This window comes from Bradyrhizobium hipponense (genome assembly GCF_008123965.1).
Taxonomy (GTDB): Bacteria; Pseudomonadota; Alphaproteobacteria; order Rhizobiales; family Xanthobacteraceae; genus Bradyrhizobium; species Bradyrhizobium hipponense.
Genome location: NZ_VSTH01000082.1, coordinates 7047 through 23724 on the forward strand (window position 1 = coordinate 7047; position 16678 = coordinate 23724).

13 protein-coding genes and 1 tRNA gene are annotated in these 16678 nt (G+C 64.2%); 9 read left to right on the plus strand and 5 right to left on the minus strand.

Annotated features, from left to right (window positions below; all coding sequences use genetic code 11):
* The first annotated feature begins 160 nt into the window (after nt 1-160).
* Together dnaG and rpoD are read left to right on the plus strand one after the other, a co-directional pair.
* The gene (dnaG, locus tag FXV83_RS24405) at nt 161-2167 is read left to right on the plus strand and encodes a DNA primase (RefSeq protein ID WP_148741946.1); all 2007 of its coding nucleotides are present in this window, start codon (nt 161-163) and stop codon (nt 2165-2167) included.
* Nucleotides 2168-2541: 374 nt separating this feature from the next.
* Nucleotides 2542-4692, plus strand: coding sequence for an RNA polymerase sigma factor RpoD (rpoD, locus tag FXV83_RS24410; protein WP_148741948.1), 2151 nt, complete (start codon nt 2542-2544; stop codon nt 4690-4692).
* A 111-nt stretch (nt 4693-4803) separates the two neighbouring features.
* On the opposite strand, the gene FXV83_RS24415 is transcribed toward rpoD, so the two are convergent.
* Complete coding sequence (locus FXV83_RS24415) at nt 4804-5040, minus strand: hypothetical protein (protein ID WP_148741950.1); 237 nt, start codon at nt 5038-5040, stop codon at nt 4804-4806.
* 718 nt (nt 5041-5758) lie between these two features.
* Between FXV83_RS24415 and FXV83_RS24420 the strand changes: the two genes are divergently transcribed.
* The 5 genes from FXV83_RS24420 (at nt 5759) to FXV83_RS24440 (ending at nt 10390) form a co-directional block, all read left to right on the plus strand.
* Complete coding sequence (locus tag FXV83_RS24420) at nt 5759-6565, plus strand: lytic murein transglycosylase (RefSeq protein WP_148741952.1); 807 nt, start codon at nt 5759-5761, stop codon at nt 6563-6565.
* A 134-nt stretch (nt 6566-6699) separates the two neighbouring features.
* Nucleotides 6700-7074, plus strand: a complete 375-nt coding sequence (locus tag FXV83_RS24425) for a response regulator (RefSeq protein WP_148741954.1) — start codon at nt 6700-6702, stop codon at nt 7072-7074.
* A 25-nt stretch (nt 7075-7099) separates the two neighbouring features.
* Nucleotides 7100-7711, plus strand: a complete 612-nt coding sequence (locus tag FXV83_RS24430; RefSeq protein ID WP_148741956.1) for a LysE family translocator — start codon at nt 7100-7102, stop codon at nt 7709-7711.
* Nucleotides 7712-8491: 780 nt separating this feature from the next.
* Nucleotides 8492-9694, plus strand: a complete 1203-nt coding sequence (locus tag FXV83_RS24435; RefSeq protein ID WP_187436129.1) for a GGDEF domain-containing protein — start codon at nt 8492-8494, stop codon at nt 9692-9694.
* A gap of 72 nt (nt 9695-9766) precedes the next feature.
* Nucleotides 9767-10390: a peptidoglycan recognition protein family protein gene (locus tag FXV83_RS24440; protein WP_148741958.1), complete on the plus strand. Its 624-nt coding sequence runs from the start codon at nt 9767-9769 to the stop codon at nt 10388-10390.
* Between the two features lie 171 nt (nt 10391-10561).
* Here the strand turns inward: FXV83_RS24440 and FXV83_RS24445 are convergent, their stop codons facing one another.
* The 3 genes from FXV83_RS24445 to FXV83_RS24455 all read right to left on the minus strand — a co-directional run bounded on the left by FXV83_RS24445 (nt 10562) and on the right by FXV83_RS24455 (nt 13435).
* Nucleotides 10562-10903, minus strand: coding sequence for a hypothetical protein (locus FXV83_RS24445; protein WP_148741960.1), 342 nt, complete (start codon nt 10901-10903; stop codon nt 10562-10564).
* Nucleotides 10904-11308: 405 nt separating this feature from the next.
* Nucleotides 11309-12208: an RNA polymerase sigma factor RpoH gene (gene rpoH / locus FXV83_RS24450; RefSeq protein WP_148741962.1), complete on the minus strand. Its 900-nt coding sequence runs from the start codon at nt 12206-12208 to the stop codon at nt 11309-11311.
* A 219-nt stretch (nt 12209-12427) separates the two neighbouring features.
* The gene (locus FXV83_RS24455) at nt 12428-13435 is read right to left on the minus strand and encodes an RluA family pseudouridine synthase (protein ID WP_148741964.1); all 1008 of its coding nucleotides are present in this window, start codon (nt 13433-13435) and stop codon (nt 12428-12430) included.
* Here FXV83_RS24455 and FXV83_RS24460 point away from each other — a divergent pair.
* Nucleotides 13434-13778 carry a hypothetical protein gene (locus tag FXV83_RS24460; protein WP_148741966.1) on the plus strand — a complete coding sequence of 115 codons (345 nt, stop codon included), beginning with the start codon at nt 13434-13436 and terminating at the stop codon, nt 13776-13778. The genes FXV83_RS24455 and FXV83_RS24460 overlap by 2 nt on opposite strands.
* 57 nt (nt 13779-13835) lie before the next feature.
* Nucleotides 13836-13910 (plus strand) — tRNA-Glu (locus FXV83_RS24465).
* 18 nt (nt 13911-13928) lie between these two features.
* Here the strand turns inward: FXV83_RS24465 and FXV83_RS24470 are convergent.
* On the minus strand, nt 13929-16424 hold the full coding sequence (locus FXV83_RS24470; RefSeq protein WP_347341081.1) for a molybdopterin-containing oxidoreductase family protein: 2496 nt from the start codon (nt 16422-16424) through the stop codon (nt 13929-13931).
* Nucleotides 16425-16678 lie beyond the last annotated feature (254 nt).

Below are 16678 nucleotides of genomic sequence, written 5' to 3' on the forward strand. Positions count from 1 at the left end.
AATTGCGCATCATAGCTCGACGCTTCGCATCGCCCCGGAATGACGCGGCTGTGCACAGGTCGAATAACTCGGACAAGGCTGACATTCCTGACTTTTCAGGGCGCGCTTCCTATATGTCTAACCGTTCGCCCCGACTCAGCCGGTCCGCTAGACTCACCCTATGCGCTTCACGCCCCAATTCCTCGACGAGCTGCGTGCCCGGCTTTCGGTTTCCGAAGTCGTGGGCAAGCGCGTCAAGCTGAAGAAGGCGGGGCGGGAGTGGAAGGGGCTGTCGCCGTTCCAGCAGGAGAAGACGCCATCCTTCTACGTCAACGACCAGAAGGGATTTTACCACGACTTCTCCTCCGGCAAGCACGGCGATATCATCACCTTCGTGATGGAGACCGACGGCCTGCCGTTCGCCGAGGCCGTAGAGCGGCTCGCGAGCATGGCGGGGCTGCCGCTGCCGGCGGTGACGCCGGATGCGGCGCGGCATGAGCAGCGGCGCAAGTCGCTGCATGACGTCATGGATCTTGCCGCCAAGTTCTTCGCCGAGACGCTGGCCTCGCGGCTCGGCGCCAAGGCGCGCGGCTATCTTGCCGACCGCGCGATCTCGCCGGCGACGCAATTGCAGTTCCGCATCGGTTATGCGCCGCCGCCGCCCGAGCGTTTCGCGCTGAAGGAGCATCTCGGCAAGCTCGGCGTCTCCGTCGAGGACATGATCGAGACTGGCCTGCTAGTCGCAGGCAACGACATCCCTGTGCCCTACGATCGCTTCCGCGACCGCGTGATGTTTCCGATCACTGACTTGCGCGGCCGCGTCATCGCCTTCGGCGGCCGCGCGCTGGAGAAGGACGTTGCGGCAAAATATCTGAACTCGCCGGAGACGCCGCTCTTCCACAAGGGCGATAACCTCTACAATCACCAGACCGCACGGGCCGCCTCCCACAATGGCGCGCCGCTCGTCGTCGTCGAAGGCTATGTCGACGTCATCGCGATGGTCACGGCGGGCTTCTCCGGCACCGTCGCGCCGCTCGGCACGGCGCTGACCGAAAGCCAGCTCGCGCTGCTCTGGAAGATGGCGGACGAGCCGATCCTCTGCTTCGACGGCGACAAGGCCGGGCAGAAGGCGGCTTATCGCGCTGCGGACCTTGCCTTGCCGTTCCTGAGCCCGGGCAAGAGCCTGCGCTTTGCGCTGTTGCCCGAAGGGCAGGACCCCGACGATCTCGTCCGCTCCGGCGGCCGTGGCGCGGTCGAGGAGGTGATCGCGGCCGCGCGTCCGCTCGCCGACATGATCTGGTCGCGCGAGCTCGAAGGCGGCAACTTCGCCACCCCCGAGCGCCGCGCCGCGCTGGAGGCGCGCATCAAGGAGCTCTCCAACGGCATCCGCGACGAGGTGGTGCGGCGGTATTATCGCCAGGATCTCGCTGAGCGGCTGCAGCGCACCTTTGCGCCGGAGGGCGGCCGCGGCGGCTTTGCCGGCCGGGGCAATTTCCGCTCCGGCAGCCCGGGCCGCCCGTTCCAACCCCGCGGCGGCGGACAGGCGAATCGATTCGGGGGCCAGGGGCGCCGCGGCGGGCCAGTCCCGCTCTCGCTTCCGTCGGGGCCCTATCAGGCGGCGAGCCCGCAACTTGCCGCCAGCCCGATCATGCGCGGGCAACGCAGCGCCATTTCCCGCCGCGAAGCCCTGATCCTGCAAATCCTGATCAACCACCCCTGGCTCCTGCACGAGCATCTGGAGGAGGTGGCCGCCCTGGAGCTGGCCCACCCTGAGGCCCACAAGCTGCGGGCCGGCATCATCGCCGCCTTCGCCAACGACCACCACCACAGCCTCGATCCGTCCGAGCAGGCCGAGAAAATGCGCTCCGACATCGAAAAGGACGGGTTTTCTCAGCTTCTTCAAAGGGTTGAGAATGGCATCACGACCCAGGCGGTGTGGGGGGCCCGCAAAGGCGCGGCGCGGGACGACGTTCTCTCCACTTGGCATCAGCTCGTTGCCTTGCATCGGCAGTGGCATTCACTACTTAGAGAGCTGAAAGACGCCGAGCTGGCCTTGGGGGAGGATCCCAGCGAGGCCAACATGGCGTGGTTGCGTGACGTCAAGGCTCGGATAGGCGAAGTCGACGGCACCGAGGCCCTGATTGAGGGCTTTGGCGAGCTGTCGGGCCGGCTCCAGAAGAGCGTGTGATGAAAGAATCATGCGGACGGCTTCAGCCGGAACCGCTAAAAGACTCGCCAAATCCAAGGTTTGGCGGCAAAAACAGGGTTAATCGAGGCTTAACGGTCTTGTAGCACTTTGGGCCCCAGGCGGCCGCAGGCAGAACAGACGCGTCAGGAATGAATCGGCGCAATCGCTGTTGGCACTTCACCTGCATCCGCTGCGACAAAGAGGCTCACGAAGCGTTAGGCAAATCCGGCGAGAGAACGGTCGGGGTGGCGAGAGTTATGCGCGCCGCCTTTTCCGTGTCGCGATCTGACGAAGCGAGAGCGTCGAACAACAGGTTCAAGTGATTTCGGGCGGGCGCGGCGAACGTCTGTTTGAAACGCGTTTAGGAGCAATGGATGGCCACCAAGGCAAAGACGCTGCAGGCGAAGGACAAGGAAAAAGACGACAAGGCAGCGGATGCTCCGGAGAAGGATTCCCAGGACGCGCCCTCGCCGTTGCTCGATCTGTCCGACGCGGCAGTGAAGAAGATGATCAAGCAGGCCAAGAAGCGCGGCTTCGTGACCTTCGATCAGCTCAACGAAGTTTTGCCGTCCGACCAGACCTCGCCCGAGCAGATTGAGGACATCATGTCCATGCTCTCGGACATGGGCATCAATGTCACCGAAGCCGACGATAGCGAAGGCGAGGAGGACAAGGACGAGGGCGGCGAGGACGAGACCGACAACGAGCTCGTCGAGGTCACCCAGAAGGCCGTCACCGAGGTCAAGAAGAGCGAGCCGGGCGAGCGCACCGACGATCCCGTGCGCATGTATCTGCGCGAGATGGGCACGGTCGAACTGCTGTCGCGCGAAGGCGAAATCGCGATTGCCAAGCGCATCGAGGCCGGCCGCGAGGCGATGATTGCGGGGCTGTGCGAAAGCCCGCTGACCTTCCAGGCCATCATCATCTGGCGCGACGAGCTCAACGAAGGCAAGATCTTCCTCCGCGACATCATCGATCTCGAAGCGACCTATGCCGGGCCCGACGCCAAGGCCGGCATGAACACCGCGATGATCGCCGCGCCCACCGGCGAGAACGGCGAAGCGCCGGCCGAAGGCGGTCAGCCCGCCGCGGCCGCAGTCGGTGCGCCGGCGCATGTTGCGCCGCCTGCCGCGCCCCCGGCGCCAACCCCGTTCCGTCCCGCGCAGCCTGCCGCAGGTGGCGTGCCAGGTGGCGAGGAAAAGGATCCGGCCGAGTCTGCCGCCGAGTCCGACATGGACGACGACGAGTTCGAGAACCAGATGTCGCTCGCGGCCATCGAGGCCGAGCTCAAGCCGAAGGTCGTCGAGATCTTCGACAAGATCGCCGACAGCTACAAGAAGCTGCGCAAGCTTCAGGAGCAGGACATCCAGAACCAGCTCCAGAACGAGTCGCTCTCGCCGCACCAGGAGCGCAAGTACAAGAAGCTGAAGGACGAGATCATCGTCGAGGTGAAGTCGCTGCGCCTGAACCAGGCCCGTATCGACAGCCTCGTCGAGCAGCTCTACGACATCAACAAGCGCCTCGTCTCGCACGAGGGCCGCCTGATGCGCCTTGCCGACAGCCATGGCGTCGCGCGCGAGGACTTCCTGCGCAACTACACCGGCTCGGAGCTCGATCCGCGCTGGCTCAACCGTGTCTCGAAGCTTTCGGCCAAGGGCTGGAAGAATTTCGTCCACCACGAGAAGGACCGCATCAAGGACCTTCGCCACGAGGTGCATCAGCTGGCTGCGCTCACCGGCCTCGAGATCGTCGAGTTCCGCAAGATCGTGCACTCCGTGCAGAAGGGCGAGCGCGAAGCCCGCCAGGCCAAGAAGGAGATGGTGGAAGCCAACCTCCGCCTCGTGATCTCGATTGCCAAGAAGTACACCAACCGCGGCCTGCAGTTCCTCGACCTGATCCAGGAAGGCAACATCGGCCTTATGAAGGCGGTCGACAAGTTCGAGTACCGCCGCGGCTACAAGTTCTCGACTTACGCCACATGGTGGATCCGGCAGGCGATCACCCGCTCGATCGCCGACCAGGCGCGCACCATCCGCATCCCCGTGCACATGATCGAGACGATCAACAAGATCGTGCGCACCTCGCGCCAGATGCTCAACGAGATCGGCCGCGAGCCGACCCCGGAAGAGCTCGCCGAAAAGCTCGGCATGCCGCTCGAGAAGGTGCGCAAGGTCCTCAAGATCGCCAAGGAGCCGTTGTCGCTGGAGACGCCCGTCGGTGACGAAGAGGATTCACACCTCGGCGATTTCATCGAGGACAAGAACGCGATCCTCCCGATCGACGCCGCGATCCAGTCGAACCTGCGCGAGACCACCACGCGCGTGCTGGCCTCGCTCACCCCGCGCGAAGAGCGCGTGCTGCGCATGCGCTTCGGCATCGGCATGAACACCGACCACACGCTGGAAGAAGTCGGCCAGCAGTTCTCGGTCACCCGCGAACGCATCCGTCAGATCGAGGCGAAGGCGCTGCGGAAGCTGAAGCATCCGTCAAGGTCAAGGAAGCTGCGGAGCTTCCTTGATAACTAATTCGGATCGTTGTGCCCGGGCCTGACCCGGGCATCCATCTCAATGAAAGCGGCGGGCCAGAGCCCGCCGTTTGTTTGTGCTGATGACGCTTCTCGTGTCTCGCGGGCGAGCCTATTTCTTCTTCGCGCCGACCCGTTCTATGCTCTTGATCGCGAGCGGCGTGTTGCCGGATTTCTCCGCGATTTCGCGGTCCTGCTCCATGATGTGCCCGCGCGCGGGCTCGTCGCCGTCGAGGCCGCCCAGGATATCGGCAGGTACGCGCCGGTTCGAGCGTTGGGAGCCGTCTTCATAGACGACGTTGAAAAAGGCGAATTCGCCCTTGGGATTGGTTCCAGGTTTCTTGGCCATGGCCGGCTTGTCGTCGATATGAGTGCCACAGTCAAATGGCTTCGGCGGTGGCAGGCGTCAACGCCGGGCCTGAGGCCACGAACCCCCGCACAATCCACCGCCGAAAGCCGTTTGCCGGATGGAAGCGTCAGGCGGCTCGCATCAGACGGCTCGTATGGCCCAATCCGCCCCTTCCGCAATAAACGGCGGGCCGAGAAAGCCCGCCGTTTATTTTGGTCTTCAGCACCGCCCGGGGCTGGCAGGGCGACAACCTAAAATAGAATTATATCGCTTGCGCTCTGCGGCGGCAAGGCAAATCTTCGTGGTGTCGCGGCGAGCGCATCAGTTATGCGTCGTGGGTTCCATACGGATTGTCATTCCGGAGCGCGACAACGTCGCGAGTTGTGATGCGCGATTGCGCATCTGAGAATCCATTGCGCCACCAACACTACAGCCCGATGGATTCTCAGATGCGCAATCGCGCATCACAGCTCGCGTTGCGCCCCGGAATGACCAGAGAGGAGTGCGCGGCTACTTATCTCGTGTTGCACGCGCCGCGATATCGACGGCATCAAGCTCGCGCTGTCCTTGCCTTCACGGCGCCACCAGCTCCACGCGCCGGTTGATCTCGCCGGCGGGCATCAGTCGTGTGGCGAGGTCTTGCCGCTTTGACGAGAATCCTATTCCCGGGCATGATTGCGCGCTGCCTTCCGCGCATAGTCCCAGAGGATTTTCCCGCATGTTGAGATTTGCCCTCGCCGCCGCCTTCGTCGTTTATCTGGCCGGCGGCTCGGCCGAGGCCGCGCGTTGCGGCGGTGACTTCAATAGCTTTGTCGCCGGCATGACCTCGGAGGCGCAGGCTGCCGGCGTCTCTGCAAGCGTGACCAGCGCGGCGTTCAGTGGCATTGCTCAGGACGGCGCCGTGCTCGCCTTCGACCGGCGCCAGCGCTACACCTTCAACAAGAGCTTCGAGCAATATGTCTCGACCCGCGTCGGTGCGGGCCGCATCAATGGCGGCCGCGCGCTATTGCAACGCCATGCCGCGCTGCTCTCGCGCATCGAGCAGCAGTACGGCGTGCCGCGCTACATCCTGGTCGCGATCTGGGGACTGGAGAGCGATTTCGGCAAGGGCGACATCGGCAAGCTGCCTGTGATCCGCACGCTGGCGACGCTCGCGCATGACTGCCGCCGCACCGAGCTGTTCCAGGGCGAACTGCTTGCCGCGCTCAAGATCGTGCAGCGCGGCGACCTGCCGCTGCGCGACCTCATCGGCGCCTATGCCGGCGAGATCGGCCAGACCCAGTTCCTGCCGTCGTCCTACGTCAAGTACGGCGTCGATTTCGACGGCGACGGCCGCGTCGACCTCCGCCACAGCGTGCCGGATGTGCTGGCCTCGACCGCGAACCTGCTGCACACCAGCGGCTTCAAGATGGGCCAGCCCTACGGCGAAGGCACCGCCAATTTCGAGGCCATGCGCGAATGGAACAGAGCGCTGATCTACCGCAAGACGATCGGATATTTTGCCGATCGGCTGATGGGTCAGTGACGGCATGTCCGTGAGACGCCGGCTTGCCGCCCACGCGCGGTCTCATGTCCATTTTTTAGATTTGAACCGAACCATATCGCGGCTTGCGCCCTTAACATGTTGCGGGGCCAACAAGAGCATTCTGGGAGCGGCCAATGGGACAGGCACAGCCATATCAGGCGACCGCGTTGATAGTCGAAGACGATGTCATGCAGCGCGAGATGCTGTGTCTCTTGCTCGAAGAGAGCGGCTACAAAGTTATCCAGTGTGAGAGTGCCGAGGCGGCCGAGCGCGTGCTTGAGAAGAGTGGCGGCGCGCTCTGCCTGATGCTGACCGACGTCCATCTCGCCGGCCGCATGACCGGAGTCGAGCTTGCGCACGTCGCCAAGGGCCGGTATCCGAGGCTCGAGGTCGTCGTCACCTCCGGCCGCCCGCTGATGCAGGCCTTGCCGGACGGTGCCAAGTTCTGGCCCAAACCCTGGGCGCCGCTCGACGTCCTGCGCGAGGCCGAGATCGCGCAGTTGGCGTAACGCCGCAGGGATGATAGGGACAGAGATGTCCTGGTCGTTCCTGCTCACGTCGCTCATCGTGGTCGCCTCGCCCGGCACCGGCGTGCTCTACACGCTGGCCGCTGCACTGACGCGCGGTTCGCGGGCCAGCGTCGCCGCCGCCTTCGGCTGCACGCTCGGGATCGTGCCGCACATGATGGCGGCAATGCTCGGGCTTGCTGCCGTGCTCCATACCAGCGCGCTCGCGTTTGCCGCGCTGAAATGGTGCGGCGTCGCCTACCTGCTCTACATGTCCTGGCAGGCGCTGCGCGAGACCGGGGCGCTGGCAGTCGACGGCGAGATCAGGGAACGCTCGAACGGCCGCGTCATCGTGACCGGCTTCCTGATCAACATCCTCAATCCAAAACTCTCGATCTTTTTCCTGGCGTTCCTGCCGCAGTTCATCGCGGTGGACGAGGCGCACGCGCTGGCGCGGATGCTGGAATTGAGCGGCGTCTTCATGGCGATGACGTTTGCGGTGTTCGTCGTCTACGGCCTCTGTGCCGCGTCGGTGCGCGAGCGCGTCATCTCCCGTCCCCGTGTCATGTCGTGGCTGCGCCGAAGTTTCGCTGCGGGCTTCGCGGCGCTCGGCGCCAGGCTGGCGTTCGCGGAAAGGTAGAGGAGCTAGGCGATCTCCTCTTCACCTCGCCCCGCTTGCGGGGAGAGGTCGGATCGCTCTTGCGATCCGGGTGAGGGGGTACAGGTCTATCGTCGATCTCATGAGAGAAGCCCCTCACCCCAACCCTCTCAGCGCGAGCAAAGCTCGTCGCGGCCCCGTAAGAACGGGGAGAGGGAGGAGCAGCAGCCGAGCGCGCCCAACAAAAAGCGGGCCTCGCGCCCGCCAACTTCAATCTCAAGCTTACCCGACGCCCGGGCGGAGCGAGGCTCCACCCGGGCAAAGAAAAAGAAGCTGCGTTACTTCTTCTTCGCCTTCTTGGCCTTTTTCGCCTTCGCCTTCTTCGCCTTCTTCGCTTTCTTAGCCATAGTATCCTCTCAAGGTTAATGGTGGGAACGCGACACGAGGGATGCTCGGCGGAGGGCCAGCCTCGCAACATCCTCGACGACAAACTCAGCAGATTCGCGCCCGCCTGCCCCGCGCTGTCACATCCCCGTCATTACGTTATCCACAGCTCAGATGCATTTTCGGCTGATTTTCACCGGCGAATCCGCCTCGCGTCGTGCGCGACGCTATCGCACTCGATGCCGACGGCATGGCTAACGATCCGACAATCGCCACGCTCCGTTCACGAAATCAAAACCAAAGCCGAGCTTTCGCGGGTCGCAGTGAGACTCCGTTAAGCGCAACCCGCGCATTCTTCCCCGCAAGAAAACGGGGATGGGTGATGGACGAACAGCTGCCAAACGAAGGGGGCGGGACGCTGCGCGCGCTGTGGCCGCGATGCTGAACGTGCCGACACTCTGGACGGTTTTCGTCGTCAACTTCCTGGCGCTCGGCCTGATCTGGGCCTACGTGACGCGCTCCTATCCGAAATTCGAAGCCGCGCGGTTCTGGATGGCATCGGCCTTCGTTGGCGCGGCGGGGGCGATGACGGCCCTGATCCGCCTGTTTGTCATATCTCCTCTGCCGCTTCTGATCGGAGGCGCGGGCGTCATCGCAGCAACCTCCTTCGCCGCGGTGGGGATCCAGCGCTTCTACGATCGGCCGGTGCCCTGGCGCGTCATGATTGCGACGGCGGCCTTGAGCATCGGCGGCATCGTGTTCTTCAAGTTCGTGTTCGATCACATGCCGCTGCGCATGCTCTGCTACACGATCGGTCAGGCCCTGCCGCTGTTGCTGGCGCTGCCTCTGCTGCTGTCGCCGCCGGAAGGCCGTGTCAGTCCGGGCGCCCGGCTGTCCGGCATCGTCATCATCACCATGATCGCGATCTTCGTGGCGCGCACGGTCGGCAATCTGCTTGGGGGCGACTTCTCATCCATCGCCGGCAGCCAGTCCCACGCCGTCATGGTGCTGGGGCTCATGTTCCTGTCGATGACGCTCAATTTCGGCTTCCTGCTGATGGCGATGGACCGGCTGCGCAACGAGGTCGCCGATCTCGCGCTGCTCGATGACCTCACGGGCGTCGCCAACCGGCGCCATCTGCTGCAGCGCCTCACCGAGGAATGCGCCCGCTCGGAGCGCAGCGGCGAAGCGTTCTCGCTGCTGGTGATCGATCTCGACGGCTTCAAGACCATCAACGACACCCATGGACACGCCGCAGGCGATGCCTGCCTGCGGCACTTCACCCTGATGGCGCAGACGCGGCTGCGGCCCGGCGACATGCTCGCCCGCACCGGCGGCGACGAATTCTGCGTCGTGCTGCCGTCGTCTAGCCTGCGTGAGGCGGCGTCGATCGCCCGCCGTGTGCTCGAGGTCTGCCGCCAGGATGCCGCCGGCTGCACCGGAAACGACATCCCGATCGCGATCTCGATCGGCGTGGCCGAATGGGACCGCAGCATCGGCCAGGTGCCTGACCGCCTGATCGCTCACGCCGATCACGCACTCTATGCCGCCAAGAAGACCGGCAAGAACAACCTTGCCGTCTACGATCCGGCACCGCCGCTCTCGCCCGAGCTGTCCGAGACCGCGCGCAAATTCGCCTGAACTTGGCGCGGAAAACCGCTGCGCACTTGTCCGGACCATGCTGTAGGCTCGGATCCGCATCGGGTCCACACAATGATGTCTCGCCTGTTCGCGGCGGTTCTCGCCGCCCTCCTTTTGATCGCTGCCGCCGCCGCAACGGACGCCGAGCTCGCGAAGATCGCGCAGGCCTCCGGCACGCCCGACATTCCCGGCCTGAAAATGGTCTGGCTTTCGCCGTGGGGCGAGGTCCGCAGCGCCCATCCCTGGCGCAATATCATCGTGCATCAGACGGAGGGGCCGGCCGGCTCGGCGCGCGGCGGCGCGCTGGAGCAATCGAAGAGCCCGACGCGGCGCGGCGTCACGGTGTGGGTCGAGACTGACGGCACCGTCTATTGGGCGGTCGCGGAAAACCTGGTGCCGACCCATGGCGACGGCGCCAACCGCAACGACAACAAGTACATCGACAATAAGGCGACCTATCGCCAGGTGGTGCGCGACAATTCGATCGGCGTCGAGTTCGCCGGCAACTATCCCGACGTCGCGACCGGTCCGACCGCGGCGCAGGTTGCGGCGTGGAAAATCCTCGTCCAGGTCCTGCGCGCGCGCTACCGCATTCCGCTCGACTGCGTCTATGCGCACAATTGGATCGACTACAAGGACGCGCGCTACTGCGAAGGCTGCTGGCTCGCCACGCTAGCAAGGATGTGGGGGGAGTGAGGCGGCTCTGTTCCTTCTCCCCTTGTGGGAGAAGGTGGCGCGAAGCGCCGGATGAGGGGTTCGCTCCGCAGATGACAAAGTGAGAGACGTCTTCGCGGATACGACCCCTCACCCGTCTCGCCGCTACGCGGCGATCCATCCTCTCCCACAAGGGGAGAGGAGAAAAAGCAATCACACCGGCTGCGCCATCCAGCCGAACAGGCGCCGGATCAGGCCCGGCCGCCGCGGCAATTCCGGCGGTGCGTCGGCGGCGAGCACGCGTTTGAAGAAGTAATCCAGGAACACCATGTCGTTCGGCTCGGTGACGGTGAACTGATCGTCGCCGAAGAACACGCTGTAATCGTAGAAGAACGGCCCGACGAACGGCACAGTCGCGGTCGAGGCGTTGTCCTTGGAGATGACGAACTGCGACGGCTCGAGCCCGTGGTCGCGCATCGCCTGCTCGACCAGCGGCAGGTTGCGCATGAACTGGGCGGAGAACCCGCCGACGGTGGATTGCAGGATGATCGACACGGCGCGTGCCTGCCCGCTTTCGTGATGTCGGTCCGATGTGTTTTGGTCGGTTGATCGGCAGCCGTGGTTCAAGGCGAGGTCTGCCGCGCCGAACTCGCTGCACCCTCGCCCCTTGTGGGAGAGGGTGGCTCGCCGCGCAGCGGCGAGACGGGTGAGGGGTTCTCTCCGCGCAGGGATCTCTTACGGTGAATGCGCGGAGAGAGACCCCTCATCCGGCGCCATAGCCGATGCGAAGCATCGGCGTTCTCTTGAGGACGGCGGCCGAAGGCCGCCTGTGCCACCTTCTCCCACAAGGGGAGAAGGGACAGCAGCTCGCGCGATCCTCTACCCCAACAAAAAAGCCGGCGTTGCCGCCGGCTTCTTGCCTCTTCGATCCGCCAACTTCTGGCGCTTGCGAAACCGCGCTTAGTGCGCGGCTTCCAGCGCGGCTTGTTCCGCTCTTGCGATCGTGCCCTTGACCGCGGACTGCACCTTCTCGAAGGCGCGGACCTCGATCTGGCGGACGCGTTCGCGCGACACGCCGAACTCGGCGGCAAGGTCTTCCAACGTCATCGGCTCATCGGCGAGGCGGCGCGCCTCGAAGATGCGGCGTTCGCGCGGGTTGAGCACGCCCATGGCGCCATTGAGGGCGTCACGGCGGTGATCATACTCCTCGTGCTCGGCCAGCATGGCTTCCTGGTTGGGCGAATTGTCGACCAGCCAGTCCTGCCATTCGCCGGCTTCGCCGTCGTCCCGGATCGGTGCGTTGAGCGACGCGTCACCGCCGAGGCGGCGGTTCATGTCGATCACGTCCTGATCGGTGACGCCGAGACGTTTGGCAATGATCTTCACCTGGTCGGGGCGGAGATCGCCTTCGTCCAGCGCGGAAATCTTGCTCTTCGCCTTGCGCAGGTTGAAGAACAGCTTCTTCTGGTTCGCGGTGGTGCCCATCTTCACGAGCGACCACGAACGCAGGATGTACTCTTGAATCGACGCCTTGATCCACCACATGGCGTAGGTGGCGAGGCGGAAGCCCTTTTCGGGCTCGAAACGCTTCACCGCCTGCATCAGGCCGACATTGCCTTCCGAGACGACCTCGGAGATCGGCAAGCCGTAGCCGCGATAGCCCATGGCGATCTTGGCCACCAGCCGGAGATGGCTGGTGACGAGTTGGTGCGCGGCGTCGCGATCGTCATGCTCGCGCCAACGCTTGGCGAGCATGTATTCCTGCTGGGGTTCCAGCATCGGGAATTTGCGGATTTCGCCGAGGTAACGGGAAAGGCCGGATTCTCCATTGAGGACCGGCAGTGCAGCGGTACGGGCCATAGTGCGCCCTCCAAACAGGTTCAGGCCCCCGATAGCGGCGGGCCAGGCAGACGACCACTTTGTTAAAGCCAGTCGTAGCTGCGATGTTCCGCGTTGGTCATTTCAACGCAGCCGCAATATACCCCATGGGGGGTCATTTAGGGAAGGATTACTGACGTCACGTCCCCGTGTGGCTGCCATAACTTTTTGTAATGTAAAGCTTTTCTGAATCGGCCTGCGTCATAGCGCCGCTTTCAGAGTGTCCTGGAGGAGAAGCAAATCCTCCGGTAAGGGCGCCTCCCAGTGCAGAAGTTCTCCGGTCCTCGGGTGCTCCAATACCAGCAGATAAGCGTGGAGGGCCTGCCGCCCAAGCGCGGTCAGGGCCGCCTGCGACGCAGGCGCCAGCTGGTTCGCCTTGGTCTTGAAATGTGGGCCGTAGACGGCGTCGCCCAGCAGGGGGTGCCCGATATGGGCGAGATGGACGCGGATCTGGTGGGTGCGGCCGGTCTCGAGCTCGCAGGCGAGCAGGGTGGCGATCGGCTTGCCGTCGCGCCCGGCGTAACTCTCCAGGATTTCCCAATGCGTCACCGCCTCGCGGCCGCTCTGGCGCACCGCCATTTTCTCCCGCGCGTGCGGGTGACGGTCGATCGGCGCGTCCACGGTGCCGCGATGGCGGCCAGGGGTGCCCCAGGCGAAGGCCATATAGCCGCGCCGCATCGGCCCGGTGCGGCCGTGATCGGCAAATTGCGCGGTCAGCGACGCATGCGCGAGGTCGTTCTTGGCGACCACCATCAGCCCGGTGGTGTCCTTGTCGAGCCTGTGCACGATGCCGGGCCGGCGCACCCCGCCGATGCCGGAGAGCGACGACCCGCAATGGGCGATCAGCGCGTTCACCATAGTGCCGCTCTCGTGCCCGGCCGCGGGATGCACCACCAGCCCCTTGGGCTTGTTGAGGACGATGACGTCGTCGTCCTCGAACACGATATCGAGCGCGATATCCTCGCCCTTGGGCTCTGCAGGCACCGCCTCGGGCACGTCGATTGTGATCGTATCGCCCGAAGCGACATGATAAGCGGGGTCGCGGACCGCGGCGGCCTTGAGGCTCACCGCGCCCGCCAGAATCAGGGCCTTCAGCCTTGATCGCGACAGATCAGCGAGGTGCGCCGCCAGCACGCGGTCGAGCCGGACCGAGCCCTCGTCGTCGCCGACCACGACCTCCAACCTCTGCGCTGAACCCGAGCTTTCCATGACGACGACCGAAACCGCTGTTCCCGAACCGAGCCCCGAGCAGGCCGCGCTGTTTGCGCGGGTGCGGCGGATGATGCTGATCGCGGGGTTGACCACGGTGCTGGCAATCTGCGCCGTGCTGATCGCGGTGGGCTACCGCCTTTTCAAGTCGGAGGGAAGGGCGCCGGAGGCCGTCTTCGACGCCATCGTGGCCCTGCCGAAGGGCGCCAAAATCATCTCGAGTGGCGTGGCCGGGGACCGCCTGGTGATCACGATCGAGATCGGCGGGGTGACCGAGATCCGCACTTTCAACCCCCAGACCTTGAAGCCGGCCGGAAAGCTGAAATTTGCCAATGAGCCGTAAAACGTCGGTTCGGGTCCTTGCGGCGGACAAATTTCGAGGCTATTCGGTAGCCCTCACGCTCCCTTCGTCTAGCGGTTAGGACGCGGCCCTCTCAAGGCTGAAACAGGGGTTCGATTCCCCTAGGGAGCGCCACGCTACGGATGTTCCGCGCTATTCTGCGATATTGTCCGGTGCAGCGCTGGTGAAACACCCCCGTACCGGCCGAACTTCGCAAAGATTGGATCGATGCGACGGCGTGCCGCTGACGGGATCGCGGACGTTGGCGTCGATTGTCAGGTTGAAGTTCGTGCCGTTCGGATCGAACGGATCGCAATCGCCAAGTCCCAGTTCATCGCAACCTTGCCACCAGCCATGCTCGCCCACGACCACGCGCGGATCGAGCTTTTCACTGAAGCGCGCCCGGGCTCGCATTCCGCCGGCCGGGGTGCGCACGTCAACCCAATCTCCGTTGCTGATTCCGCGTGCTGAGGCTGTCGCCGGATTCAGCTCGATCTCCGGATCCAGTGCGCGCTTGCGCAGGCTCGGCAGTGAACGCTGCTGAGTCTGACAAAAAAGACTGGGCTTCGCGCACGTCAGGATCAAGGGGAAGGACGCAGCCAGGTCGGGGCGGGCAATCGGGCCCATGGTTGGTTCGACAAAATCCGGCATGGCCGAATAGCCGTGATCAAGGAAAGTTTCCGACCAGAATTCGACTTTCCGCGACGGCGTCCCGAAGCCCAGCGCGTTTCCGCTGTCGTCGCTTGCGGCATGCTTGGCATGTCGCGTGATTAGCGGTTTCCGTAGTCCGGCAGGGTGCGCTCGAAGCTCGTCGAGGGTGATGCCGCTGGGAGCAAGTTGCTGCCGGTAAGCGGCATCGACATCGCCGTTCCAGAAATGCTCGCCAAGGCCGAGACGCGCGGCAAGGCCCAAGACAATGTCGGTATCGGACCGTGCCTCGCCGGGTGGGGCGACGATGGCCTGCCTGAGCTGAACGTGCGATTGCGCTTCTGCGCTGATTTCGAATCCGATCTTGAGGGATTCGCGTTCGAAGCAGGAGGCCACAGGCAGCACGATATCCGCAAGCGCCGCCGTCGGCGTCATGAACAGGTCGGCGTGGGCGTAGAAATCGAGCGCGGCCAGCGCTGCGCGTCCGCGAACCGGATCGCCGTGAGCGAGCAGCAAGTTGGCGCCGAACCCGATGAGTCCGCGGACGGGATAGGGCTTGCTTTCGAGAACAGCTCGGTAAAAGTCGCGAGGGGCCACATGGTTCCAGCGGGCCGGTCCGAGCGGGCGCTCGGCAAATCCGACCGCGGGAGCAAGCTGACTTGCCGCGGGCAAGTTCTCCCCGGTGATCGAGCCAGCCGGCACCGCAGGGAACAGCATATTGCCTCCGGCCACATCGAAACTTCCGGTCAGAGCATAGAGCATGGCCATCGCCCGCGCCGTCTCCGTGCTGTTGGCGTGATGCTCGTGCCCGCTCCAGGCATAATAGGAGACAGGCCGGGCGTGCCAGATCGTGCGGGCAGCCTCCTGCAATTGGTCGCGCGTGATCCAGCATGTCGATTCAATTATTTCAGGCGAATATTTGCGGCACAGCGCTGCGTAGCGATCGAAGACCGGTCGGCAAGCGGTCGGACCGTCCCTGGTGGCGACCGTGTATTCGCCTCGCAAGGCAAGGGTCGCGGCGCCTCCCTCGTAGCGGCCAACCGCCGCATCATAGCTGACCACGCGGCTGGATCCTGAATCCCAGGCGACAAATTGTCCTGCGCCACCGCCATAAAGGAGGTCATCCGCCCTGAGCAACCTATCTGTATCGGAACGCACCAAAAGAGGTCCGTTGCTCCATGTGCGGACGAACGCTTCATCGTACCATCCGCGTTCGATCATGATATTGGCCAGACCCAGCGCGAGCGCGCCGTCGGTTCCGGGGCGCACCCGCAGCCAGACATCGGCCTTGTTGGCAAGCCCGACGTTGCGCGGATCGATCACGATCAACTTCATTCCGCGCTTCAGGCCCGCGACCGTCGCGGTCGCATGCGTAATGCGCGTAAACGATGGATTATACCCCCACAGGATCAGGCAGCCGGATTCGGCAATGTCCGCCATCGCGCCGCCGCCACTTCCGGTCGCAACGCTGCCGACGCCGAAGACGTAGCGCGTCGCAAAGCCGCGTCCCCAGCCGCACAGCTCCAGCGCCGACACCATGTTCGGCGTGCCGAATGCATTCATCAGCCTGACAACAAAGGCAGCAGAATCCGCAATGGCGGTCGTCGAAGGCGATGATTGACTGAACGCCACCGCTTCAGGTCCATGCTGCTCGGCGATGCGCCGCATGGCGCTGGCAATCTGATCGAACGCTGCATCCCACGATATTTCCTCCCATCCCGGATCGGAGTCGCCTTTCGGCCGTGTTCGACGCAGCGGTCGCTTCAACCTGTCCTTGTGATAGACCAGTTCGGGAGCCGCTCGGCCCTTCGCGCAAATTGCCGCGCCGGTAGGGTGGGTCGGATCGGGGTCCAGACGTGCAAATCTACCATCCGTCACCGTTGCGACGGTGCCGCAGCGGGCAATGCACAGACTGCAGTACCCTTGCACCTGCCGAACGTTCGGGCTCTCTGCTGACACCACCAACTCCCCTGCGGCAATGAGTGCTGCGTCTAGTCGCACCGGATCGCGTCGATCGCCAACTGGTCACGCGGACCGAAGCCATCCTTCGGCAGTCAAGGCTTCCAGCTCGGCGAAATAAGCCTCATGCGGATCCTGGTCGCACCTCGAATCGAGGTCGCCGCCACCCGATCTGATTCCACGCACCAGGTCGTTGATGTATCCGATAAGCACCGAGCCGATCGCATGAACGGCTTCGTGACGATCGAGCCCTTCGGACATAAGCCGTTGCGCCGTGCCGCGCACCGGCAGTTCAC

Bases quoted from the DNA above. Each gene is read 5' to 3' on its own strand.
- rpoH (WP_148741962.1), bottom strand. From the start codon at position 12,208: ATGGCCCGTACCGCTGCACTGCCGGTCCTCAATGGAGAATCCGGCCTT.
- FXV83_RS24435 (WP_187436129.1), top strand. From the start codon at position 8,492: ATGCTGAACGTGCCGACACTCTGGACGGTTTTCGTCGTCAACTTCCTG.
- dnaG (WP_148741946.1), top strand. From the start codon at position 161: ATGCGCTTCACGCCCCAATTCCTCGACGAGCTGCGTGCCCGGCTTTCG.
- FXV83_RS24440 (WP_148741958.1), top strand. From the start codon at position 9,767: ATGATGTCTCGCCTGTTCGCGGCGGTTCTCGCCGCCCTCCTTTTGATC.
- FXV83_RS24415 (WP_148741950.1), bottom strand. From the start codon at position 5,040: ATGGCCAAGAAACCTGGAACCAATCCCAAGGGCGAATTCGCCTTTTTC.
- FXV83_RS24430 (WP_148741956.1), top strand. From the start codon at position 7,100: ATGTCCTGGTCGTTCCTGCTCACGTCGCTCATCGTGGTCGCCTCGCCC.
- FXV83_RS24420 (WP_148741952.1), top strand. From the start codon at position 5,759: ATGTTGAGATTTGCCCTCGCCGCCGCCTTCGTCGTTTATCTGGCCGGC.
- FXV83_RS24425 (WP_148741954.1), top strand. From the start codon at position 6,700: ATGGGACAGGCACAGCCATATCAGGCGACCGCGTTGATAGTCGAAGAC.
- rpoD (WP_148741948.1), top strand. From the start codon at position 2,542: ATGGCCACCAAGGCAAAGACGCTGCAGGCGAAGGACAAGGAAAAAGAC.
- FXV83_RS24460 (WP_148741966.1), top strand. From the start codon at position 13,434: ATGACGACGACCGAAACCGCTGTTCCCGAACCGAGCCCCGAGCAGGCC.
- FXV83_RS24455 (WP_148741964.1), bottom strand. From the start codon at position 13,435: ATGGAAAGCTCGGGTTCAGCGCAGAGGTTGGAGGTCGTGGTCGGCGAC.